Annotated in this window: 19 protein-coding genes and 2 tRNA genes; 9 read left to right on the top strand and 12 right to left on the bottom strand. The window is 47.1% G+C overall.

Annotated elements, in window-relative coordinates:
• The first annotated feature begins 333 nt into the window (after positions 1–333).
• Complete coding sequence (locus tag M2137_RS03700) at positions 334–1,185, top strand: patatin-like phospholipase family protein (RefSeq protein ID WP_280765114.1); 852 nt, start codon at positions 334–336, stop codon at positions 1,183–1,185.
• Here the strand turns inward: M2137_RS03700 and M2137_RS03695 are convergent.
• A complete protein-coding gene (locus M2137_RS03695; RefSeq protein WP_280765113.1) occupies positions 1,182–1,526 on the bottom strand; it encodes an MGMT family protein in 345 nt (114 codons plus the stop codon). The two genes, M2137_RS03700 and M2137_RS03695, sit on opposite strands and share 4 nt — an antisense overlap.
• On the bottom strand, positions 1,523–2,530 hold the full coding sequence (locus M2137_RS03690; protein WP_280765112.1) for a tetratricopeptide repeat protein: 1,008 nt from the start codon (positions 2,528–2,530) through the stop codon (positions 1,523–1,525). The genes M2137_RS03695 and M2137_RS03690 overlap by 4 nt, the downstream gene beginning before the upstream one ends.
• Before the next feature lie 201 nt (positions 2,531–2,731).
• On the opposite strand from M2137_RS03690, the gene aspS reads away from it, so the two are divergent.
• The 6 genes from aspS to rho all read left to right on the top strand — a co-directional run bounded on the left by aspS (position 2,732) and on the right by rho (position 10,490).
• Positions 2,732–4,492 (top strand): aspartate--tRNA ligase, encoded by a 1,761-nt coding sequence (gene aspS, locus M2137_RS03685; RefSeq protein WP_280765111.1) that lies wholly within the window; start codon positions 2,732–2,734, stop codon positions 4,490–4,492.
• 117 nt (positions 4,493–4,609) lie between these two features.
• Entirely contained in the window at positions 4,610–4,975 is a 366-nt protein-coding gene (locus M2137_RS03680; RefSeq protein WP_280765110.1) for a BACON domain-containing protein, read from the top strand.
• A gap of 2 nt (positions 4,976–4,977) precedes the next feature.
• Positions 4,978–6,075: a Nif3-like dinuclear metal center hexameric protein gene (locus M2137_RS03675; RefSeq protein ID WP_280765109.1), complete on the top strand. Its 1,098-nt coding sequence runs from the start codon at positions 4,978–4,980 to the stop codon at positions 6,073–6,075.
• Between the two features lies 1 nt (position 6,076).
• Positions 6,077–6,838: a C4-type zinc ribbon domain-containing protein gene (locus tag M2137_RS03670; RefSeq protein WP_280765108.1), complete on the top strand. Its 762-nt coding sequence runs from the start codon at positions 6,077–6,079 to the stop codon at positions 6,836–6,838.
• 10 nt (positions 6,839–6,848) lie between these two features.
• Complete coding sequence (gene tilS / locus M2137_RS03665; protein WP_280765107.1) at positions 6,849–8,168, top strand: tRNA lysidine(34) synthetase TilS; 1,320 nt, start codon at positions 6,849–6,851, stop codon at positions 8,166–8,168.
• 213 nt (positions 8,169–8,381) lie between these two features.
• Positions 8,382–10,490 carry a transcription termination factor Rho gene (gene rho / locus M2137_RS03660; RefSeq protein ID WP_280765106.1) on the top strand — a complete coding sequence of 703 codons (2,109 nt, stop codon included), beginning with the start codon at positions 8,382–8,384 and terminating at the stop codon, positions 10,488–10,490.
• Positions 10,491–10,591: 101 nt separating this feature from the next.
• Here the strand turns inward: rho and M2137_RS03655 are convergent, their stop codons facing one another.
• Both M2137_RS03655 and M2137_RS03650 read right to left on the bottom strand, forming a co-directional pair.
• Positions 10,592–12,220, bottom strand: a complete 1,629-nt coding sequence (locus tag M2137_RS03655; protein ID WP_280765105.1) for a T9SS type A sorting domain-containing protein — start codon at positions 12,218–12,220, stop codon at positions 10,592–10,594.
• 436 nt (positions 12,221–12,656) lie between these two features.
• Positions 12,657–14,225, bottom strand: coding sequence for an alpha-L-arabinofuranosidase C-terminal domain-containing protein (locus tag M2137_RS03650; RefSeq protein WP_280765104.1), 1,569 nt, complete (start codon positions 14,223–14,225; stop codon positions 12,657–12,659).
• Positions 14,226–14,519: 294 nt separating this feature from the next.
• Between M2137_RS03650 and M2137_RS03645 the strand changes: the two genes are divergently transcribed.
• Both M2137_RS03645 and M2137_RS03640 read left to right on the top strand, forming a co-directional pair.
• A complete protein-coding gene (locus tag M2137_RS03645) occupies positions 14,520–15,674 on the top strand; it encodes an alpha/beta hydrolase-fold protein (RefSeq protein WP_280765103.1) in 1,155 nt (384 codons plus the stop codon).
• Positions 15,675–15,762: 88 nt separating this feature from the next.
• Positions 15,763–16,092 carry a zinc ribbon domain-containing protein YjdM gene (locus M2137_RS03640; RefSeq protein ID WP_280765102.1) on the top strand — a complete coding sequence of 110 codons (330 nt, stop codon included), beginning with the start codon at positions 15,763–15,765 and terminating at the stop codon, positions 16,090–16,092.
• 117 nt (positions 16,093–16,209) lie between these two features.
• On the opposite strand, the gene M2137_RS03635 is transcribed toward M2137_RS03640, so the two are convergent.
• The 8 genes from M2137_RS03635 to pnuC all read right to left on the bottom strand — a co-directional run bounded on the left by M2137_RS03635 (position 16,210) and on the right by pnuC (position 22,769).
• Positions 16,210–17,415 (bottom strand): alpha/beta hydrolase-fold protein, encoded by a 1,206-nt coding sequence (locus M2137_RS03635; protein WP_280765101.1) that lies wholly within the window; start codon positions 17,413–17,415, stop codon positions 16,210–16,212.
• Positions 17,416–17,425: 10 nt separating this feature from the next.
• Positions 17,426–18,631: an alpha/beta hydrolase-fold protein gene (locus M2137_RS03630; protein WP_280765100.1), complete on the bottom strand. Its 1,206-nt coding sequence runs from the start codon at positions 18,629–18,631 to the stop codon at positions 17,426–17,428.
• Positions 18,632–18,657: 26 nt separating this feature from the next.
• The gene (locus M2137_RS03625; RefSeq protein ID WP_280765099.1) at positions 18,658–19,839 is read right to left on the bottom strand and encodes an alpha/beta hydrolase-fold protein; all 1,182 of its coding nucleotides are present in this window, start codon (positions 19,837–19,839) and stop codon (positions 18,658–18,660) included.
• A gap of 204 nt (positions 19,840–20,043) precedes the next feature.
• Positions 20,044–20,904: an AraC family transcriptional regulator gene (locus M2137_RS03620; protein WP_280765098.1), complete on the bottom strand. Its 861-nt coding sequence runs from the start codon at positions 20,902–20,904 to the stop codon at positions 20,044–20,046.
• Between the two features lie 212 nt (positions 20,905–21,116).
• Positions 21,117–21,194, bottom strand: a tRNA-Val gene (locus M2137_RS03615).
• Between the two features lie 36 nt (positions 21,195–21,230).
• A tRNA-Val gene (locus tag M2137_RS03610) sits at positions 21,231–21,308 on the bottom strand.
• A 220-nt stretch (positions 21,309–21,528) separates the two neighbouring features.
• A complete protein-coding gene (locus M2137_RS03605) occupies positions 21,529–22,185 on the bottom strand; it encodes a thiamine diphosphokinase (protein WP_280765261.1) in 657 nt (218 codons plus the stop codon).
• Positions 22,182–22,769, bottom strand: coding sequence for a nicotinamide riboside transporter PnuC (pnuC, locus tag M2137_RS03600; protein WP_280765097.1), 588 nt, complete (start codon positions 22,767–22,769; stop codon positions 22,182–22,184). The genes M2137_RS03605 and pnuC overlap by 4 nt, the downstream gene beginning before the upstream one ends.
• Position 22,770 lies beyond the last annotated feature (1 nt).

Here is a 22,770-nt window from a genome sequence, read left to right as displayed (position 1 = left end):
ACAATGAAATGGTTTGGTTTATAGAGTCTTATGAAATAGTCCTCTTTGGGCGGGTTGTCCAATAATTGGACATTCTTGTAAAAGAATTAGACAAAACCGCTAACTACTCGCCCTTCTTTTCTTTCTGTCGGCATTGTTTGTCGGGACAATTTGTTGGTCGACCATGGTGAACCAACTGGTCGAGCATGGTCGACCAGTTGGCTGAGCATGGTCGACCAACTGGCTGAGCATGGTCGGCCAACAAATTGTCTTACGTGCGTTTTTTTAACCCCCGGGGAATAAAGAATGATAAATTGTCTTAACTTAGCAGTACGTATTTCAACGCATAAGAATATGGCAGCAAAACGGGAACAAAAACAATACAAATGGGGTATTGCCCTGAGTGGGGGTGGAGCGCGTGGGTTTGCCCATCTGGGCGCCCTTCAGGCTTTGTACGAAAAGGGAATACGACCGGAAATCTTTTCGGGAACCAGTGCTGGGTCGTTGGCCGGTGCGTTTCTGGCCGACGGGTACACGCCGGAGGAGACTTTTGCCATTTTCAAGGCGGTCAAGTTTACCGATATCATAGCAACAACTCTCCCGCAGGAGGGACTTTTCAAGACAACCGGCATACAGGCCATCTTGAAAAAGAAACTACGGGCTAAGACATTTGAGGATCTGAAAATACCCCTGCGCGTGGTTGCTTCCGACATCGAAAAAGGGAAACCCCGCATATTTGATTCCGGAGAGCTTATTCCGGCTGTCGTTGCCTCCTGTTCGGTTCCGATTGTCTTTACGCCCATGGAGATCGAAGGCAAACATTATATCGACGGAGGGGTATTTGTCAACTTCCCGGTATCGGTGATCCGCAAAGAGTGCTGGCGGGTGATCGGCATAGATATCAGTCCGGTGACCACGATGAAATACGACAAATCGCTGAAATACATTATCGAACAGACGATGAACTATATGGTGGGTGCCAATACGGTGGAGGAGATAAAATTATGTGATTACCTGATTGCCTCCGATGAGGTATCCCATTATTCGCTCTTCGACCTGAAGCATGCCCAGGCAATCTACGACAAAGGCTATCAAATGGCTGTTGCCCACCTCGAAAAAAACCAAAAGAAATGGGATGCTGATATCCGGAAACCGTTTCCGCCTAAATGGAAAAGCCACACACGCCGGTTATTGGGCAGGCCTTAAAGCGTTATCTCTTCTATTGGGTTCCAGAACACGGTTTTCCAAGCCTGTATTCTGTTCTTGTTCGCAACGGCGATTCCTTCCGCTTCCAGAAGCTGCTGCATCTCACCGGCGGAGCCGAAGGCCTCTTTGCCGGAGAGGATACCCTGGCTGTTGACTACCCGGTGGGCGGGAATATCGTTTGTGTTCGACTCGCAGGAGGCCATGATCTTCCCCACCAGACGCGACATGTTCGGGTAACCGATGGCTCGGGCAATGGCTCCGTAGCTCGTTGCACGTCCGTAAGGAATGGTGCGAACAATCTCATAAACTGCCTGACGGATTGCCTCTTTATCCTGTATCATAAGCGTCGTAACCAATCACTGAAAGAATTCACCTTCGCACCATTCTGATTCAACCAGTCTGCCGAATCAGCATAAAAATAGCGACTTATGTAATGGCAATACACCTTTACATAATCCCATGAAGAGATATGTGCATAAAAAGGTACATAGAAATCCCACCAGAAACCTTTCGGATTATTCTTTTTCTTTATATCGCCTAACGAATCAAAGAAAGCATTGGTTGAGCGGATCAATTTGTCGACCTTCGTCTTTCCGTCAGTCTCCTCCTCTTTATTCAGGATAGCCAGGCGGGAAAGGATCGCATCCACCACCTCCAGTTCCGTCAGGGATTCGTCGACTACCGTTTCCACGCCGCCGGGGAACCGGTTCAGATTCAACAGAAGAATAAGGTTATTATAGGCCCATTCCGTATCTTCAGAGAAAGGCTCGATAAGCAGATAATAATAGAGCGAAAGCAGGCTTTCCACGCGCCGGTTTTGTTGCGTCATCGTACGCGCCAGGTTTAGATGGGCTTTCCCGTACTGTGGGTTGAGCTCGATCGTCCGGATAAAAGCCTCTTCTGCCAAAGAAAAATCACCTTTGGTGTGATAAGCCAGTCCGAGGTTGTAATATAAAAGATAGAACTCATCGGACTTCTCGATACCTTCCAGGTAATTATCGATCGCTTCATCTGTTTTCCCCAGGTAATTCAGGCAGGAGCCTTTTGTGTTATAAGCCAGGAGAGCAAATTTATCATCGCGCTCGATCAGTTTATCGCAATGGGCGATGGCGGTATAATAGTCTTTCGCTTCCACCAAAGAGATGGCAATTTCGTAATGAACAATTTCCGATTCGGGATCGACCTGCAGCGCCTCTTCATACAATCGAATCGCTTTTCGGTATTGCCCGGCGTCATGATATTCGATGCCCAATGCCACCAGGCTGTCGACCACCGACTCTTGTCCTGAAAGGGTGGCGGCGGAAGCTATAAAAAGTATTGTAAAAAGTGTGAGAAATCTTTTCATTATCTTTTCCGATAAAATAAACTTTGTTTACTTAAGAAAAACAAAGATAGTAGTAAAAAACTTTCATTCGGCGTATTTTCTTAGAGTAAGAATAAGAATAATTGGCGGGTAGGCATTATCTTTGCAGGTGATACAGAGAAAGAGCGCCTTATAGGAGGCGGATTTACAAAAGATAAGAAACACAATACGCTATAAATTATTATGTATAGAACGAAAACATGTGGAGAGCTTCGTCTGTCGGATGAAGGACAGGAAGTGACATTGGCCGGTTGGGTGCAACGAACCCGTAAAATGGGTGGGATGACTTTTGTCGATATTCGTGACCGCTATGGTATAACCCAGTTGGTCTTTAATCAGGAGAATGATGCCGCGCTTTGCGAGCAATCCAATAAACTGGGACGCGAATATGTGATCCAGGCTACCGGAACCGTGCGCGAGCGCTCGAGCAAGAATGCCCATATACCGACCGGTGAGATCGAGGTGATCGCATCGGCCTTGACAGTGTTGAACCGGGCGGCCACTCCTCCTTTTACGATTGAAGACGAGACCGATGGGGGGGATGATATCCGCATGAAATACCGCTACTTAGATTTGCGCCGCAATACGGTGCGCGCCAACCTGGAACTGCGTCACAAGATGGCTTTCGAAGTGCGCCGTTATCTTGACGAACAAGGCTTCTTAGAGGTGGAAACGCCTGTATTGGTGAACTCGACTCCGGAAGGAGCGCGCGACTTTGTCGTGCCTTCCCGTATGAATCCCGGACAGTTTTATGCCCTGCCGCAATCGCCGCAAACGCTGAAACAGTTGTTGATGGTATCCGGGTTCGACCGTTATTTCCAGATCGTAAAATGTTTCCGCGACGAAGACCTGCGGGCTGATCGTCAACCTGAATTTACGCAGATCGACTGCGAGATGAGCTTTGTCGAACAGGAAGACGTTTTAACCCTTTTTGAAGGGATGTCGAAACATCTGTTCAAGGCGATCCGGGGTGTGGAGATAAACGAGCCGTTCCAACGTATGTCGTGGCATGACGCGATGAGATTGTATGGCAGCGATAAGCCTGACCTGCGCTTTGATATGCAGTTTGTGGAATTGATGGATATCCTGAAAGGACACGGTTTCCCGGTGTTTGACGATGCCGCATACGTGGGAGGTATCTGTGCTACGGGTGCTGCAACCTATACACGCAAGCAGCTCGACGCATTGACCGACTTTGTGAAGCGTCCGCAGATCGGTGCCAAGGGCATGGTGTATGCCCGCGTGGAGGCCGACGGAAGCGTGAAGTCGAGTGTGGATAAATTCTATACGCAGGAGGTGTTGCAGGAGATGAAAAAAGCCTTCAACGCTCAGCCGGGCGACCTGATATTGATCCTTTCGGGCGATGACGTGATGAAGACACGCAAACAATTGTGTGAGCTTCGCCTCGAAGTGGCCGGTCAGTTAGGCTTGCGCGATAAGAATAAATTTGTATGCCTCTGGATCGTCGACTTCCCGTTGTTTGAATGGAGCGAGGAAGATCAGCGCCTATATGCGATGCACCATCCGTTTACCTCGCCGAAGAAAGAGGATATTCCTTTGTTGGACAGTGATCCTGCTGCCGTACGTGCCAATGCTTACGATATGGTCATCAATGGCGTGGAAGTAGGAGGGGGGTCTATCCGTATCTACGATAGCGAGTTGCAGAACAAGATGTTCCAGCTTTTGGGCTTTACCCGCGAGAAGGCCGAAGAACAATTTGGCTTCCTGATGAATGCCTTTAAGTTCGGGGCGCCTCCGCATGGCGGATTGGCTTACGGGTTAGACCGCTGGGTGTCGTTGTTCGCCGGTTTGGATTCTATCCGTGACTGTATCGCTTTCCCGAAAAACAATTCCGGACGCGACGTGATGCTCGACGCACCTACGCCGATCGACCAGGCTCAGCTCGACGAATTGTTTTTGAAAGTGGAACTGCCGGAAGAATAAAAGATAAAGAACAAAAAGAAAAAGGTGATACGATTAGGACAGGCAAAGGCGAACTATTTATAGCCTTTGTTTGTTGATTAACCTGAAAACCTATTTTATATTTTAAAAATGAAACTTATGTATAAGAGAGTATTTGCTTATTTTGTGATCCTTGCCTTAACGACGGGATTATTTGCGTGTGATGATGAGAGTGTGATAGATGCGTATATTGTGCCGGAACAGACGGAATATACAATCGGTGCGGAAGGCGGATCTATTTCGATTAAGTTTGATGCCAATATATTGGATCATGCGTACACGGAAGGAGGTTGGCTTCGTGTCAATAATATAAGTGCTTCTACCAAGTCGTCTTTGCCGAGCCATATTCATAATGTGACTATCGAGGTCGACGCGAATACCGGAAGCGAAGTCCGCACGGGTCTTGTCAAAGGTGTTTGCTTTGCCAAGGTGTCGGCTGTCAAGATTATACAGAAAGGTAAATAAAAATGATAAAGATTAAGGATATTCTTCGTGAAATCGAGCTGTTTGCACCGCTGCCTCTGCAGGAGGACTTCGATAATGCCGGTGTGCAGGTAGGCGATGTGAATCAAGCGGCTACCGGAGCCTTGCTCTGCTTGGATGTCACGGAGGAGATCCTTGATGAAGCGATCGAACGGGAGTGTAACCTGATTATCTCCCATCATCCGCTTGCCTTTAAACCTTTTAAGTCATTACGCGGCGCTACCTATATTGAACGCTGTATGATGAAGGCCTGCAAACACGATCTGGTGATATACGCCGCCCATACCAACCTGGATAATGCCCAGGGTGGGGTCAACTACCGGTTGGCGGAAATGATCGGTCTGGAGAATATCCGCATCCTGAGTCCGCAGAAAGGAAACCTCTTGAAGCTGGTCACTTTTGTACCGACGCCCTACGCTGATATGGTGCGCAACACGTTGTTTCAGGCGGGTGCAGGTCATGTGGGTAACTATGATTCTACCAGCTTCAATCTCTATGGCGACGGTACTTATCGCGCTTTGGAAGGGGCTAATCCCTTTGCGGGGGAGATCGGGAAGGTGCATTATGAGAATGAAACACGTATTGAAACCGTTTTGCCGGCTTACAAAAAGATTGCTGTGATGCGTGCCTTGCGTTCGGTACATCCCTACGAAGAGCCTGTGTTCGATTTCTATCCGTTGGATAACACCTGGCAACAGGCCGGATCGGGTGTGGTAGGAGAGCTGCCTGAAGAGGAAGATGAATATTTCTTTTTGCGGCGCATAAAGGATATTTTTAACGTAGCCTGTGTTAAACATTCATCGCTCATACATAAGCCGATCCGGGAGGTCGCTATCTGTGGCGGGAGCGGAGCCTTTCTGCTCAAGGATGCAATTGCTTACGGAGCTGATATATTCATTACCGGTGAAGCCAAATACAACGACTTTTACGATGTGGAAGATCGAATCTTACTGGCGGTGATCGGACATTATGAGTCGGAGGTCTGTACAAAAGAGATCTTTTTTGATTTGATATCCAAAAAATTCCCTACCTTTGCACTTCATTTGTCGAATGTTAATTCAAACCCAGTAAAATATTTATAGCATGGCTAAAGAGAAACAATCAGCTGAAAAGGAATATACAGTTGAAGAGAAGCTTTCTACGCTGTATCAACTTCAGACGATGGTGACTGAAATTGATAAGATTAAAACACTTCGTGGTGAGTTGCCGTTGGAAGTGCAGGACCTGGAAGATGAAATTGCCGGATTGGAAACGCGTTTAAGTAATTACCAGACGGATATTAAGGAGTTTGACCAGTCGGTGGTAGACCAAAAGAATAAAATAGCTGAATCGACCGCCTTGATTGAAAAATATAAGACCCAATTGGACAATGTCCGTAACAACCGTGAATTTGATAATCTGACCAAAGAGATCGAATTCCAGGGATTGGAGATCGAGTTTGCCGAAAAGAAGATCCGCGAATACGGTGAATCAGCTAAACAGAAACAGGAAGAGATTGCTCAGTTGGCGGATAATCTGGATGGTCGTCGTGCCGATTTGGTTCAGAAACGGGGCGAGTTGGAAGAGATTATCTCTGAGACCAAGCAGGAAGAAGAAAAACTGCGCGAGAAAGCCAAGAAGCTGGAAGCCATGGTAGAGCCTCGCTTGCTGACTGCTTTCAAACGTATCCGTAAGGGTGCGCGCAACGGCTTGGCTGTTGTTTATATCCAACGTGACGCCTGTGGTGGTTGCTTTAATAAGATCCCGCCCCAGAAGCAGATGGATATCAAACTACGTAAGAAAATTATCGTTTGCGAATACTGCGGTCGTATTATGATCGACCCGGAACTGGCAGGCGTAGAATAAATCATTTTTTTTGTTACAAACGGTTCACACCTATATCCAATCCAACCGGCTTCTGCCTGAAGGAGGCCGGGTGGTGGTTGGACTTAGCGGCGGAGCCGACTCGGTGGCTCTGCTCAAAATTTTGGTGTGCCTGGGGTATCGTTGCTTCGCTGTTCATTGCAATTTTCATCTACGTGGCGAAGAGTCCGATCGCGACGAGGCGTTTTCGCGCCGTTTGGCGGAGACGCTGCAGATTCCTTTTTCTTCTATTGATTTTGATACAACGCACTATGCGGCAGAACACGCTCTCTCGATTGAGATGGCAGCGCGTGAGTTGCGCTATCGCTGGTTCGAGGAGAAACGCCTGGAATGGGAAGCCGACTGTATTGCTGTGGCCCATCATCGCGACGATAGCGTAGAGACCCTGTTGATGAATCTCATGCGGGGAACCGGTATACGCGGTATGGGAGGGATACGTCCTAAGAATGGCTATGTGATAAGGCCTCTTTTATGTGTCAGCCGTGAAGAGATCGTTTCCTGGCTCGATAGCGAGCAGCAGCCCTACATGACCGACCATACGAATGCCTCCGATATCTATACACGCAACTTTATCCGTCTGCGCATTCTTCCTTTGATGGAACAAATAAATCCTTCTGTGCGGGAGGCGATTGCACGGACAGCCGATCATCTTTCTTCGGCGGAAACGCTCTATCGGAAAGCAATCGAGGAGGCAAAGAAGAAGGTGTTGCTGGAACCAGGTCTTTTGTCAATTCCTTCATTAATGCACTGTGAAGAGCCGGAGACAATGCTCTTTGAGCTCTTATCACCCTATCATTTTAATCGCCTGCAGGTGTGCGATATATTCTCTTCTTTACAGAAAGAATCGGGAAAACTATTTTTCTCTTCCACCCATCGTTTATTGAAAGACAGAATGACGCTGTTGTTGACGCCGCTGGAAGAAGAAAAAAGCCCGGAAAGTTTTCTGATCCACTCTGAAAATGATGTGGCACATCTGCCGATCGAACTTTCTTTTCGTCAGATTGTTTATTCATCAGAGAGTGTGATCGGCAAAGACAAAAACTGCGCCTGGTTCGATGCCGATAAGATTCGCTTTCCATTGGAACTGCGACGATGGCAGAAGGGCGATTGGTTTATTCCTTTCGGTATGCAGGGCAAACAGAAACTGAGCGATTATTTTATCAATCATAAGTATAGCCGGTTTGAAAAAGAAAATGCCTGGCTCTTATGCTCAGGCGACAATATCCTTTGGATAGTCGGAGAGAGAACGGATAATCGTTTTCGGATAGAACCGTCCACAAAACAGGCACTTATCGTAAAAAAAACTACATGAAGTAGCGTGGTATTCAAAAGAAAGTTTATACATTTGCAGCATCTTACCACGCTGATGTATTACTAACAAGTCGTTACGTTAGTAAACTTCACATTCATGAAAGATATAATTATTCAACGCATTTATAAAATTAATGAGATAAACATGCGCCGTGTGTAGTTCCCATTGGAATAGAAACACATGTTACGCCAAAAGTTATTCACTTCCCAAATTATGCAGAAATATAACATTTTAGAACTAAATGAGAAGCTTTTACCCGAGCTTCAGACTATTGCTACAGAGTTAGGTATCAAGAAAGTCAGCAGCTTGAAGAAAGAGGAACTGATTTATCGTATCTTAGACGAGCAGGCTATCTCTTTGGCCGGCATCCAGGTAGAAAAGGAGAAAGAAAAAGAGGCTAAAAAGGCGGAAAGCCTGGCGAAAAAGAAAACACAGAAAAAGACTGTAGCCAAAACGGCTAAGCCGGAGAAGAAAGAAGATACTTCCCAGCCGGAAAAGAAAAACAAAGCACCAAAGAAAGCGACTACGGCTGCAGAACCAGCAGATGTGAAAGCAGTCGCTGAGCAGCCGAAAGCCGTAGCGAAACCTGTTGTTGAACAACCAACAGCCGATGCAACGGCCACCGAAGAGAAAGTTTCCCAACCGGAAAAGAAGAAACGGGTACGAATCGAAAAGAAAGAGAAAGTAGCCGCCGCTATTATTCCGGGCAAACCGGATGCGGAACCGGTTCTGTTCAAGAACGATACACCGCCGGCTAAAGCGAAGCCTTCCGTAGAAAAAGAGCCGGAAGCAGCGCAAAAGACTGTGATCCCTTCCAAAGCGGAAGCGCGTCAGCCGGAAGTAAAGAAGGTTTTACCCCCTGTAGTAGCCGAAACGGAAGGCGAATTGCCTATTCCCCCCGAAGAGAAGAAAGAGGCACTCCCCGTAGCAGAAGAGGCGAAAAAGCCGGAAGAAAAAGACGACAATAAGCGGGTGGTGTTCCGTCATCCGGATGCAAAATCCCTGCTCGACCAGATATTTCCCTTCTCTTCCACGACACCCAAAGCAGAGCCTAAGAAGCAACAAGAAGAGAAACAGGATGCTAAGCAGCCTGTTCAACAACAAAACAGTGCCAATAAGCCCAATCCACGGCAGAATAACAATCAACAAAAGAATAACGCTCAGCAGCAACCTCAGGAGAAAGCCTACGAATTCGATGGCATCCTGACCGGTACAGGTGTGTTGGAAATGATGCCTGACGGCTATGGTTTCCTGCGTTCGTCTGACTATAACTACCTCACTTCACCCGACGATATCTATGTGTCACAATCGCAGATCAAACTGTTTGGCTTGCGCACCGGTGATGTGGTGGAAGGTCCTATCCGTCCTCCCAAAGAGGGCGAGAAATACTTCCCGCTGGTAAAGGTTGACCGGATCAACGGACGTACGCCCGAAGAGGTGCGCGACCGTGTGCCTTTCGACCACTTGACCCCGCTCTTCCCGGACGAAAAGTTTATGCTTACCGCCCGCCGTGCACCGAAGGTATACGATAAGACGGCCGTACGTGTGGTTGATCTCTTCTCGCCGATCGGTAAGGGACAGCGTGGATTGATCGTTGCCCAGCCGAAGACCGGGAAGACGATGTTGCTCAAAGATATTGCCAATGCCATTGCCGCCAACCATCCGGAAGTCTATATGATCATCCTGTTGATCGACGAACGTCCGGAGGAAGTGACCGATATGGCACGCAGCGTTGATGCGGAAGTGATCGCTTCAACCTTCGACGAACCGGCCGATCGTCATGTAAAGATCGCTGATATCGTATTGAACAAAGCAAAGCGTATGGTGGAATGTGGACACGACGTAGTGATTCTGCTCGACTCCATTACCCGTTTGGCACGCGCCTATAACACCGTGCAGCCGGCATCCGGTAAGGTGCTCTCCGGAGGTGTCGACGCCAATGCCTTGCAGAAACCCAAACGTTTCTTCGGAGCTGCCCGTAATATCGAGAACGGCGGTAGCCTTACTATCCTGGCAACAGCATTGACCGAGACCGGTTCGAAGATGGACGATGTGATCTTCGAAGAGTTTAAAGGAACCGGTAATATGGAACTTCAGCTCGACCGCAAGCTATCCAACAAGCGTATCTACCCGGCAGTCGATATCATTGCCTCCAGCACGCGTCGCGACGACCTGCTGCAAGACGATGCGACCGTCAACCGTATGTGGATCCTTCGTAAGTATCTCTCGGATATGAACTCCCTTGAAGCAATGGAATTCGTGAAGAAGCACATGGAGAACACCTCCGACAATATGGAATTCCTTGCCTCCATGAACGGATAACTTCTCCGGCAGGAATGCTTTATATACCCGAAAAGCCCGCAGGTCTTAACCGATCTGCGGGCTTTTTGTTTATAAGATAGGGAGAAGATCCCCGCTTTTGTTTAGTTTCTTGCCACCACCTTGGTTGTTTTCCCGTTGATGCGCACTAAGTAAACGCCCGGTGCGAGGTGGACGGTGGTGGTGCCTGCCGACAGGTTCTTTTGCTGGTAGAGCGATCCGGTAAGGGTATATACCTGCAAATGGGAAGCCGGGCCGTTGTTTTCTACCGTCAGTGTGCCTCCGTCGACCCATAGGCGGATCGTCTCTCCGTTCAATTGGGCATTATTTACAGGCGATACCCCTTCGACAGTGATGGTGATATGATCGGTGATATCGGCAATCACATAGCGATTGGTGCCGGGTGTATAGGGCTTGAGTGGCTCCGGTTCGTTGTTTCCCTGTTGGATCATCACCACTGCGTAGCTATTATCGTAGCCCTCTTCCAGGTCGATGCGGAACGAATAATCATCCCAATGGCTCACCCACACCCTGGGCGGCATATTGTAGATCACCCCTTTGGCAGGTGTTAACACCACATTGTAGCGGTTCAGGTGCATTCCGTCGACCCATATCACCACATCGCTTGTGACCTCTTCGACCGTGTAGCGGTAGCTGCCGGGTGCATCCGGATCAAGCGCCTCCGGCTTTTTATTGCCCCGTTTCACCATTACCACCGGTTTGCTTTGTGCGTAATGAGGCGCCAGTTCGAGTTCGAAGGTGAAGTTGTCTCCATCGACTACCTTTTTATCTTCCGGTGACAGGTTGATATATTTCATTCCCGTTTGTTTTGTCAGTGTAATGTCGTGAACCGCCTTCACCTCCAGCGTTAATATCAGGGGATTCTCTTCAAACTTCGGCAGTACACCTCCCGCCAGCCACATCGAAAGGGTATGGGAACTTCCTCTTTCCCAGTCGGCCGGCACCGTGAATGTCTCTCCCAAGGCCGTTCCGGCACCGGTTTCTTCATCAATCAGGTAAAGGGTCTGCACATCGTCGATATACAATCCCAATGCCTCCATATCCAACTCATCGCCCGGTTCAACCTCTAAGGTGATCGATTGGGGGGCGTAAGAGAAGGTTCCTGATAGATCATAATCCAGTATAGGGAGTAACTGGGCAAAAGGCAGGTGTGTGTTGTCGCAATACAGGCTTTTCAGTAGCGAATGCTTCGAGAGATTCAATTCGGAGATATTTGTGTAATCGCACTGTAGCCCTTCCAATAGTGTATTCTCCGACAGATCCAATTCGGAGATATTTGTACGATAGCATATCAGTATCTTCAATAGCGTATTCTTCGATAGATCTAATTCGGATAATTCCGGATTATCGTAACAATGTAGACTTTCCAGGTTGCTGTTTTGGGAAACATCCAATGCCAATAATCCTTTATTAAAACATTCCAGGTGAAGGAGGGAGGTCCCCGGGGCGGTGGTAATGGTGACGGTGTACTCTGTGTCCTGCTCGTAGCTGTCGGGAACGGGTATGCCATGACCTCTTGGCCAGTCTCCACTATCTTTCGTCGTTTCCTCATTGCCCCAATCAATGGTAACATTCTCCGTGCCCGGGGTGGCGAAAATAATTAAATACCCTTTAGGATTCTTCCATCTCAGGGTGGTCACTTCCTGCGCCTTCAGTGTGGTGGCGATCAGAAATAAAAGGCCCGTCAGGGTCCATGTAAAAATCTGTTTCATATTATTTTGTTTTAGGTGGTTATGTGTGTCTGAGTGACCCGCCCTGCGGAGAGGGAATGCACCGACAGGAGCAAAAGTGATAAAAGCGTTTGTGAATGATGTCTTGAATCTGGAAAAATTTGTCTGAAATCCGGAAAAACTGCTTTGATGACTCCGAAGGGGGCGGAAGAGAGGGGGAATGGGTGTTATTTTAAATGCTAACAGATGTTAAAACTCCTATTTCTTTTGATAGTCCCAACTATCAATTTGATATTTTAGCGGGAGTTTGCGCGCAAAAAAGCGGGACTTTGGAGACAAACTCCCGGGAGAAACACTTTTTAACGTATGGAATTGTAAGCAAAACGACCGTTTTGCTTACAATTGATATTTTAACATTTTGAGGAGATATGGTGCGTTTACATTACCTACCTTCCAAATATGCATGTGTTGGATTGATCTATTTTTTCACCTTCCCTTTGATCATGGTAAAGGAGTGCGGGGCGAAAGAATAGGTAAACTTATCGGCTTTCGCTTTGATATCGCTTTTCTTCTTCGTTTCAACAAGCGTTTTTCCGAAGTCGTTCATCGATTTGATATCAGGGCCGTTCACTTCATACACTTCAAAAGAGCCATTGAAGCTGCCTTCCTGGCAAAGCACATCCGTTGAAATGGCTTTGTCTTTATGACGGTTCACGACACAGATCGTTATCTCATCGCCATCGACCGCGGCCGACACATCGAGGTAAGGAACATTGGATTGTTGCGACGAGCGTTCGTTCATGCCATTGTCGAATTGTTGGGTGTTGTAGGTTTCGCAGTCTACCAATACATCCAGTGAGGTGCCTTTCATGTGATTAGCAAAGAGCTGCAACGGATAATAGATCGTTTGCAGGAACATGCCTTGTTCGCTGGTGAAAATCGGCGCAATCACATTCACCAATTGCGCCATATTGGCCATCTTAACGATATCGGCATTGCGCACAAACACATTCAGGAAACCGGCTACTACGAGGGCATCTTCCAGGTTGTAATGCTCTTCCAACGCGCGTTCGCCTACCGCGTCTTTGCCGGTGCGCGCTCTGTACCATACATTGTATTCGTCCCAGGCAATGTAGATGGGTTTCGGACGACTCATTCGTTGTACCTGCTCGTAAATCATGCCACGAACCACCTGCGTGCGGCTGTCCATCACCATTGGGGTCGAGATAAAGTTGTAATAGTTATCGTTGAGATTGCCTACATACATATGCAAGGCGATGTAATCGATCTGTTCGCCAAGTCCTTCCAGGATGGTGCGGTTCCAATAATCGGGATTGGCTTCGCGCGAATAATGCGATGAGCCGGCAGCGATCAGTTTGATATCCGGAGAGACCATCTTCATAAGCTTCGCAGCTTCGCGGGCTTTCTTCACATAGTCTTCCGCATTCAGATGTCCCATCTGCCATGGGCCGTCCATTTCGTTTCCAAGTCCCCAGTATTTAATGTTGTGTGGTTCCGGATAGCCATGCTTTTTACGCAGTTCCGAATAGTACGAACCGCCATCGGCATTACAGTATTCCACCCACCACTGAGCCTCTTCGATCGTTCCGGTGCCGAGGTTAACGGCGAAATAGGGTTCCGTACCCACCTTTTTTGCCCAGGTTACAAACTCATTCGTACCAAATTTATTGGTTTCCAAGCGTTGCCAGGCATAATCCATACGGGGTACTCGTTCGGGTCCCACCGCGTCTAACCAATGATAGTTGGATACAAAGTTACCACCCGGATAACGTGTTAGGGGCACTTTCAGATCCTTTACCGCCTGCATCACATCTTTCCGGAAACCATTTTCGTCCGAAAGAGAAGACCCCGGTTCGTAGATACCGCCATAGACACAGCGGCCTAAGTGTTCGACAAAATTGCCGTAGAGGTTTGGATCGATTTCACCGATCGTACGATCCACATCAATTTTAATTCTGGCTTGCTGCGCAGAGAGCAAACCGACTGACATCATAAAAGTCAAAACAACAAATACTACCTTTTTCATAACATATTATTTTATAAGAATAAAGAATTGTAGGCACTTCAAAATAGACACTTCGCCTCTACACACGAAATCGCAAGCTAATGTAGAGAAAGAACACAAGGGGATAGAGGACTATTTGATTTTATTGGTGGACGAATGTGGCAGCGCCGTGAAATCTCCCCGTGAGCCAAAGCAAAATGGAAAAGTCCGCCAATTAGAAAGAAAAACAATCCTTGAACTCGGAAATACAATGTAAGTTTGTAAACGAGAAATTGTTTCTTATAATATTTACAACACAATCAAACGAATAACATCATGAAACACAACGCAAAAAGCGGGTTGTTTATTTTGTTTCTCTTAGTAGCCCTATCCAATGCTGCCTTCAGTCAGAATCCGTTGCCGGGCATAGCGGCAGAAACCAATATCAACGCCAATTCCTATCCGAGAATCCTGCCCGATTTGCGGGTGATATTCGGGGTGAAAGCGCCCGATGCACAACGGGTGCAGCTTGATCTGGGGAAGAAATATGATATGCAAAAGGATGCCGATGGGTTTTGGACATGCACGACCGATCCGCAGGATCCGGGATTTCATTATTATTTCCTGATTGTCGATGGAGTCAGCGTGTCTGATCCGGCCAGCGAATCGTTCTACGGATGCGGGAGGATGAGTAGCGCGATCGATATTCCCGAAGCGGGATGCGACTTCTACGCCTTACGGGATGTACCCCACGGTGTCATACGCTCCACGAATTACTATTCGAAGCAAACAGAAAGCTGGCGCCCGATCAATATATACACCCCGCCGGGGTACGACAAAGACCTGAACAAGAAATATCCGGTTCTCTACATTCAGCATGGTGGAGGCGAAGACCATCGGGGATGGGCCATTCAGGGAAAAACAGCCATCATACTCGACAACCTGATTGCCGAAGGGATAGCTGAAAAGATGATTGTGGTGATCGCCAACGGCAATGTCAGCCGGGGTGGAGGTGGATACAACAGAAAAGGGATGGAGCCTTTTATCGATGAGATGACAAAGAATATCATTCCTTTCGTAGAAGCCAACTACCGGGCATTGACTGACCAAAAGAACCGTGCCATCGCCGGATTGTCGATGGGTGGCGGGCAGGCATTCTATACCGGATTGCAGAACACCGCCCTGTTTGGTTCGGTGGGTATTTTCAGCTCAGGCATCTTCGGGGGTATTTCAACACAAGGGGCTCCTGCATTCGATGCCGAAAAAGAGATTCCCGGTTTATTGACCAATTCGAAGAAATTCAACGAGCAACTGCAATTACTCTACATATCGGTAGGCGAACAGGATATGCGTATCAATGCCACCCGTAAACAGATAGGGATATTCAAAGAACAGGGCTTGAACGTCACCTTCGAGACATTCCCCGGTGACCACGAATGGCAAGTATGGCGCAAGTCACTGCATAGTATGGCTTCGAAGCTTTTTAAATAAAGGGTTAGAACCACGCTCTCTCTATCCGAATTGCATTTCCCCCGAATTAAGACTACCTTTGCACTCTTAAATAATTAAGACAAACAATATGAGTAGTATTCCAAAGTGTCCGGTTTGCGCATCGGAAAATACCTATTTTGACGGGACCATGTATATATGCCCTGATTGTGGTTGTGAGTTTATGGGAGAGGAGCAGCAGGAAGCGGGAGATAATATTCCCCGCGACAGCAATGGAGCCGAACTGATGGATGGCGATAGTGTGACTGTGATCAAAGACCTGAAAGTGAAAGGTTCCTCAATGGTGATCAAACGTGGTACTAAAGTAAAGAGTATCCGCCTGACAGAGGTGCCGGAGGAGGTCGACTGCAAGATAGACGGAAGCTCAATTGTTCTTAAAACCTGTTTCCTGAAGAAATAATACCGGGATACCGGAAGCTCCGGATCTCTTTCCGGGGTGATCCGAAACTCCCTTTAGACAAAAAAGTCTCCTAAACAAATCGTTTAGGAGACTTTTTTGCGCGTTAAGGGCAACGCCTTATTTTATTTTTATTTCGGGATTTCTCCACAAGTTGGGGAGGAAACGATAGTAAAGCAAATGTCTCCAGGCGATCAGGTCGTGGGCACCCTTGCTTCCGACATAATATTCGTGTTTGACACCGAGTTTTTCCAGCTCTTCATGCAATACCTGGTGTCTTGCTCTCGGATTGGTTTCGTGTGTTCCTGCACCCAGGAACAGGTAGTCGATCTTGGAATTGACATCCGGTTCACGTAAAACGGGCGTTTCATCGATTGCAATAGCCGCGCTGAGAATACCAAAGCTGCCAAAAAGATCGAGGTTGCGCAAGCCAACGTATTGGGTATGCCGTCCGCCCATCGAAAGGCCGGAAATAGCTCGTGCATGCCGGTCGGAGATTACACTGTAATGTTTTTCGACAAAAGGAATGATTGCCTCTTTGTACTCCCGTTCCATGATAGGGAAGGACAATTCGGTGTGTTGCGGATGCATCCGGTGAACCACCTGATTGTTGGGAATGACGATAATCATAGGAATGGCTTTCCCTTCAGCCAACAGGTTGTCCATAATGAAGTTGACCTGTCCGTGCATGGTCCAGGTTTCGGGAAGATCGCCCGAACCGCCCATGAGGTATAATACTGGATACTTTTTCGCCGGATCATATCCGGGAGGGGTATAAACCAATAGGTAGCGTTCGCCTTCCGTAACCGGAGAGTAGTAGAAATGTTGCGTGATAGCGCCATGCGGGACGTGCCGGGCATCGTAGAAAGCCGGTCCGTCGCCATGCACCCACAACATGCTGAAAGCAGGCATATTGGCATGCCCCGTAAAGGTATTGTTCGGGTCGTTCATATTCACGCCATCGACCTGAAAATAGTATAGATAAATATTCGGATCCAAAGGCTCGATCCGGGCACTCCAGATACCGTCTTCTCCTTTGGTCATCGGAACCCGTTTCCTGGCTTCGTCGCCAACAAACATGGATCCTGATACAAACACCTCTTTTACGTCCGGTCCGTGCAGGCGAAAAATAACCGATTTATCTTCCAGCACTTCCGGTGAAATAACCTTAGCCGATAGCGGAACCAGATTTTCTTTGTTGCGCTGCGGATCCCAATCGATGTTTACACGATCCTGTTGGGCAAAAAGAAACGTATGGCAAACAATCAATAGCGATAGGACAATGAACATCCTTTTCATTCCGGTTTCTCTGCGATAATGTTTCATGGTTTTTCTTTTATTTGAATAATAATTGTGCAAACTGATGCAACGATCGGCGCCAGGTCAGCCATTCGTGGGCGGTTCCTTCCGATTCGTAATACACATGGTTGATGCCGGCTTCCTCCAGTTGCTTATGGAAATCGTTCACGGTACGATAAAAAGCATCCGATTCTTTCAGACCAATGCTGGCATAGACTACTTTCACTTTCTTGTTGAATTCTTCCGCGTTGGCAAACGCGCCCCCATAGGCTTCCGCTATGGGCGTGTCGGCGGCAATACGACCGGCGCCGCTGAACCCACCGATATGAGCGAATTTATCGAGGTTCGTTAATCCGGTCTGAAACGCCTGGAATCCTCCCATGGATAGACCGGCTACAGCGCGGTTCTCTCTATCTGCCTTTGTCCGGAACGATTTGTCGATTTCCGGAATCAGTTCCGTTGTGATGACTTCAACAAAGGTGTCGAACGAGAACATACCTCTTCCACCGCCGCGGGGTGCATTTCCCTCTGAGGGGCGAGCATCGACTGCCGTTCCGTTGTCCATGACAACAATCATAGGCACGGCTTTTTGCTGAGCAATCAGATTATCGAGGATGTAATCCATTTTCCCTTGTGTGCTCCAACCGGTCTCATCTTCTCCCGCTCCGTGCTGCAGGTACAGAACCGGGTATTTCTTGTTCAGGTCGTTGTCGTAGCCCGGAGGCGTATACACATAGCAACGTCTCCACTTCTGGGTGATATCCGACCAGTAATGTTTGATGCGGACATCGCCGTGAGGCACCTGTTGCGGGAGATAGTAGTCGATACCCACTTCCGGTATTTCGATTCCACTGGCCATCCGTCCCATGCCGAAAAACTGTTCACTGGAGGGGTCGGATACGCGTACGCCGTCAACAATGATCTCATAATAATGAAAGCCAATGTCTTGTGGGCGGGTAGTAGTCCACCAGAAACCGTCTTCTTTTTTCTCCATCTCGTATTGTGCACCACCCATGTCGACCACCACTTTTTGGGCTGTCGGAGCAGCTACGCGCAGGGTAACGCTCAGATCGGGATTTACTTTCGGGTATTCGATTCCCCGTGTATTGGTCGAGGCGGAAATCGGTTCGGTGATTGGAGGCTGGGTGACGAAAGTGTATACGGGTTCCTTTTTACCGCAGGCAAACAATCCGGCAGTCACCGCTATTCCTAAAAACAAATATGTTAAATGCTTGAATTTCATATTTCTTTATTTATTAAGTGTAGATATTATTTGAACAAGCGTTGCGAAAACTGATGGAGACATCTCCTCCAGGTCAACCATTCATGGGCGGTTCCTTCCGACAGGTAATAAACACTGTTCTTTATGCCATGTTCTTTCAGGCGGTTGTGTGTCTTTAAGAGTCCTTCGGGACCCTCTTCCGAACCCACGCCCAGCCACAATAGTTTTACTTCCTGATCGAACCGGGCAGGATCGGCTAAAACACCGTTATACACCGTTTTAATATCATCGTTTTCGCGCAGGAAGCCTCCGCTAAACAGACCGATATAAGAAAAGGTGTCAAGGTTGGGCATGGTTACGTCCGCAGTTTGTTTGGAACCCCAGGAAAGTCCAGCCATAGCCCGGTTGTTTTTATCCGGCATCGTGCGAAAGTTGCTATCGATAAACGGAATCACATCTTTCATCATCATATCCACAAAACCGGTAAAAGCATTCATATTGGAACGTTGGTTGGGTTGTTGAATGGCAAGTGGTTCACCGGCCAATTGTGCATACCCGTCGTTCATCACTACGATCATTGGAACCGCTTTCCCTTTAGCAATCAAATTGTCTAAAATAAAGTTCATCATGCCCTGAATAGCCCATCCGCGTTCATCTTCTCCGCCGCCATGTTGCAGGTATAGTACGGGATAACGCTTGTTGAGGTTTTCTTCATAGCCCGGAGGCGTATAGATAAACATTCTTCTCCATTGATCGCAAACAGCCGAATAGAATTTTTGTGAACGCAAGGATCCTTGTGGTACTCCTTTTTTGGGGAAGTAATAATCGACACTACTATCTTCGGGTACCTCTACTCCGCTGGCCATACGGCTCATGCCGAAGTAAGAATAGCTGGCCGGATCTGCCGCGCTGAGTCCGCCTACTTTAACCGAATAATAGTGAAAACCGGGAACTTGTGGTTCTGTCCGTACCGACCAGTTTCCGTTTCCGTCCGATTTCATCTCATAATCTTTTCCGAGACTGAGGGTGATCTTGTTCGCCTCCGGCGCTCTCATCCGAAATTCAATGCTCCGGTCGGGAAAGAGGCGGGGGAAGGAGGAGGCTGAAATGTTTGTACACATAGCTTCGCCTGGAACGGGAGGGGGCGGGGGCTGGTTTCCACGTTGGGGTTGCGACTGAACGCATACGGATATGAACAGCAAAGCTGCTGCCATAACGTATTTCTGCATTTGTTTTCTAACAAAACACAGGGATTGCCAATAGAATTTCATACTTCTACATCATTTAAGGTTAATTTACTCATAATCGACTGACTGTCTAATAATAGAATAGGATTTCTCTAAGCCAGTTTTTTCAACGTATCAGTGGTAAAGTAAAACCTTTTTTTTGATTTTCGCAATTCTTTTCCTTTTATAATCCGGATCACTCCGTATTCATTTTCTTTTTATAGGAATCCATATTTCACTATATGCATAGTCTTTTTTCAACTCATCCATTTTTGTAAAAGAGAACGAGGGGTTGTCAATCAGTTCGTAATTGGATGATAGAAGCCATTCTGAGTAAATTCTTGCCCAAGTCTGTTGCAGAGTTGAAGGAAATATACCCTCGTTTGGGAATACTGCCCACAAACCTGCTTCTACGGATAATTTTTCTAATTGCTTACTCGCTTCCTCAGTAGACATCACGCCAATCATATGGGTTAAATCACCTTCTTCTTTCATAAACTTAGCATCAGCATCATAAGAAATATTGAGTATTTCAAATGGTGCAATGTTTTGAATCTCACGCATTTCATTCCTCTGCTCTTCTGTAATAATTTGTATAAGTTTTACAATTTCATTATTAACTCCTTCAAATTGCATTGGTATACGTTTACTCACTCCAAAGAAGTTGAATGCAGGTTTGCTTTCGATTCTAAATTCCATACTGATTCCTCCTGTAATAACTATTTTAAATGAAAATTTAGGGAAGATTTTGCTTGTCTTTTTCTTGATTACATCTGATGGTAAAAGTCCACTCCATTTCTTAAATGCGCGGGTAAATCCGTCTGTTGACTCATAACCGTACTTGAAAGCCACATCAATAACTCGTTCCCCTGCCAGTAAATCTTTGTTGGCTTCCGACAATCTTCTGTTTTTAATGTATTCACTAAGCGTCATTCCTGATAGATAAAAAAACACTTTTCGGAAATGAAAATCAGAAACTCTTGCATAGTCAGCAACCGATTCAAGTGATATTTCATCGGTCAGATGCTCTTCTATATAATCAATCACTCGATTTAATTCTTCTAACATACTTCTTTATTTTGCGACAAAGTTACAGTTACTTTTATTTTCTCGTCCGACTATTTTTTACCAATTTAGTCGGATTGGCAAAAAACAGCATCTAAATCTTCCTATTGAATCCGTGTCCTTTGTGGAAAATAAAAAAAAGCCTGTTAATCTACTGACTAACAGACTTTGTGTCTTTTGTTGGCTTCTCCTGTCTTATTAGGATTTTACCGCTGTGGTGGGCGTTGACGGATTCGAACCGCCGACCCTCTGCTTGTAAGGCAGATGCTCTGAACCAGCTGAGCTAAACGCCCTTGATGTGTATGATGATGAATTCGAAAGGGTTCCGTTGGTGGGCGTTGACGGATTCGAACCGCCGACCCTCTGCTTGTAAGGCAGATGCTCTGAACCAGCTGAGCTAAACGCCCGGAATTTTTGATTTCATCAAAATGAATAATCGCCTTTCGCTTAAGACGGTGCAAAGATAGGCCTTTTTTTATTGCTGCCAAATATTTGGAAATAAAAAGTAGACAACAAGCAGAAAAAAATAGAAACTATCGATCACTTACAGATTAACCAGCGCAATAGTATCCCCATGGGAAGTACAGGAAAAAGCTATAAATAGTAATAAACAAAATAATCCGTATTTCATGTTTTTATTTTATTTTGTGACGACTGGAACAATCTGTATACGATGAATCGGCCAGGGGAGGAGAGGCGGATAGTAAACTGATCTGCCAGGGCTTCGTTTAATGTGCCCTGCCACCAGCTACTCAATCCCTTTTCTTGGATAGGCCAGCACAAGCCTTCTGTGGTAATCTTCGTGTCGGGAGTAAGGGAGAAGATCGATACTTGCTGTCCGGGATAGCTGTCGAATGTCGCTGTGCGGTCGATAGGCGTAAACAATCCCCAATCAGTCAATATCTCTACCCGGTCGAATAAGGGACCGTAATCTGCCAACAGAGAGATATTGCCCAGGGTATGATCCTCGCGCAGGCCTGTTGCTCCCACGATTAACACCTCTTTCTCTCCTGCCTGCTCGGCAAAGTGAACCGCTTTGGTCAGGTCGTTGGTCTCCTGTTCCGAATAGGTGTGTATGCGATCGGCAAAGCGCTCTTTCAGCTCTTCCGGAATGCTATCCATATCGCCCACAATCGCATCCGGCGTCACCCCATGTGCCAGCAGCGTCACCACAGCGCCGTCACAGGCGATCACCCGCTTTGCTTCGCGCAATAGATCCGGAAGAAACGCCAGGGAGGGAAACAACCCATCGGCCACCACAATGCAGGGGGAATACTCGATCATCCAGCCTTTATTCCTTTCTTTTTCCATGTGTACCATCCGATAATGGGCAATAAAGCGTAGCAAAGATAAAGAAACATCGTGGGATAGAGGTCGCGTAGGTAGTATAAATAAACGGATACCAGATTGATCACGATCCAAAAGCCCCAATGTTCGATAATGCATTTCGCCAGCATCCAGGTCGCTACGATGCTGGCTGCCGTCGTAAAGGCATCGCCTATCGGAATGGGGGAGTCGGTATAATGTGCCAGGACATACCATATCAGGAAGAAAAGAATACCGATAGCCGCCAATACGCCGATAAACATCCAGGGCGTTATATGTTTGTAGACAATCGATTCGTCTTTTTTCTCTTCTGTCTGCACGGCATTCTTTTGCCGGCTCCACTGCATAAAACCATAGATGCTGATCACTACATAATAGATATTCAGCCCCATATCGGCATATACCTTCGCGAAGAAAAAGACAAACACGTAGGTGAGCGAGGTCAGGAAACCGACCACCCACATAGCCCGGTGCTGCTTTATCTCCAGTAGGAGATAAAGCAATCCGGTTATGACCCCAAAGTATTCAAGGATTTGTTCCATT

The organism is Parabacteroides sp. PFB2-10 (assembly GCF_029893085.1).
Lineage (GTDB): Bacteria > Bacteroidota > Bacteroidia > Bacteroidales > Tannerellaceae > QVMG01.
The sequence above is the reverse complement of the archived record's forward strand: the minus strand, read 5'-3'. Positions and strand labels throughout refer to the sequence as shown.

What these genes read in the sequence shown, in the direction of transcription:
- M2137_RS03650 (WP_280765104.1), bottom strand. Translation starts at nt 14,225, where the DNA reads ATGAAAAAGGTAGTATTTGTTGTTTTGACTTTTATGATGTCAGTCGGT.
- M2137_RS03675 (WP_280765109.1), top strand. Translation starts at nt 4,978, where the DNA reads ATGATAAAGATTAAGGATATTCTTCGTGAAATCGAGCTGTTTGCACCG.
- aspS (WP_280765111.1), top strand. Translation starts at nt 2,732, where the DNA reads ATGTATAGAACGAAAACATGTGGAGAGCTTCGTCTGTCGGATGAAGGA.
- M2137_RS03645 (WP_280765103.1), top strand. Translation starts at nt 14,520, where the DNA reads ATGAAACACAACGCAAAAAGCGGGTTGTTTATTTTGTTTCTCTTAGTA.
- M2137_RS03680 (WP_280765110.1), top strand. Translation starts at nt 4,610, where the DNA reads ATGTATAAGAGAGTATTTGCTTATTTTGTGATCCTTGCCTTAACGACG.
- M2137_RS03635 (WP_280765101.1), bottom strand. Translation starts at nt 17,415, where the DNA reads ATGAAACATTATCGCAGAGAAACCGGAATGAAAAGGATGTTCATTGTC.
- M2137_RS03605 (WP_280765261.1), bottom strand. Translation starts at nt 22,185, where the DNA reads ATGATCGAGTATTCCCCCTGCATTGTGGTGGCCGATGGGTTGTTTCCC.
- M2137_RS03670 (WP_280765108.1), top strand. Translation starts at nt 6,077, where the DNA reads ATGGCTAAAGAGAAACAATCAGCTGAAAAGGAATATACAGTTGAAGAG.
- pnuC (WP_280765097.1), bottom strand. Translation starts at nt 22,769, where the DNA reads ATGGAACAAATCCTTGAATACTTTGGGGTCATAACCGGATTGCTTTAT.
- M2137_RS03695 (WP_280765113.1), bottom strand. Translation starts at nt 1,526, where the DNA reads ATGATACAGGATAAAGAGGCAATCCGTCAGGCAGTTTATGAGATTGTT.
- M2137_RS03690 (WP_280765112.1), bottom strand. Translation starts at nt 2,530, where the DNA reads ATGAAAAGATTTCTCACACTTTTTACAATACTTTTTATAGCTTCCGCC.
- M2137_RS03620 (WP_280765098.1), bottom strand. Translation starts at nt 20,904, where the DNA reads ATGTTAGAAGAATTAAATCGAGTGATTGATTATATAGAAGAGCATCTG.
- M2137_RS03625 (WP_280765099.1), bottom strand. Translation starts at nt 19,839, where the DNA reads ATGCAGAAATACGTTATGGCAGCAGCTTTGCTGTTCATATCCGTATGC.
- M2137_RS03655 (WP_280765105.1), bottom strand. Translation starts at nt 12,220, where the DNA reads ATGAAACAGATTTTTACATGGACCCTGACGGGCCTTTTATTTCTGATC.
- rho (WP_280765106.1), top strand. Translation starts at nt 8,382, where the DNA reads ATGCAGAAATATAACATTTTAGAACTAAATGAGAAGCTTTTACCCGAG.
- M2137_RS03640 (WP_280765102.1), top strand. Translation starts at nt 15,763, where the DNA reads ATGAGTAGTATTCCAAAGTGTCCGGTTTGCGCATCGGAAAATACCTAT.
- M2137_RS03700 (WP_280765114.1), top strand. Translation starts at nt 334, where the DNA reads ATGGCAGCAAAACGGGAACAAAAACAATACAAATGGGGTATTGCCCTG.
- M2137_RS03630 (WP_280765100.1), bottom strand. Translation starts at nt 18,631, where the DNA reads ATGAAATTCAAGCATTTAACATATTTGTTTTTAGGAATAGCGGTGACT.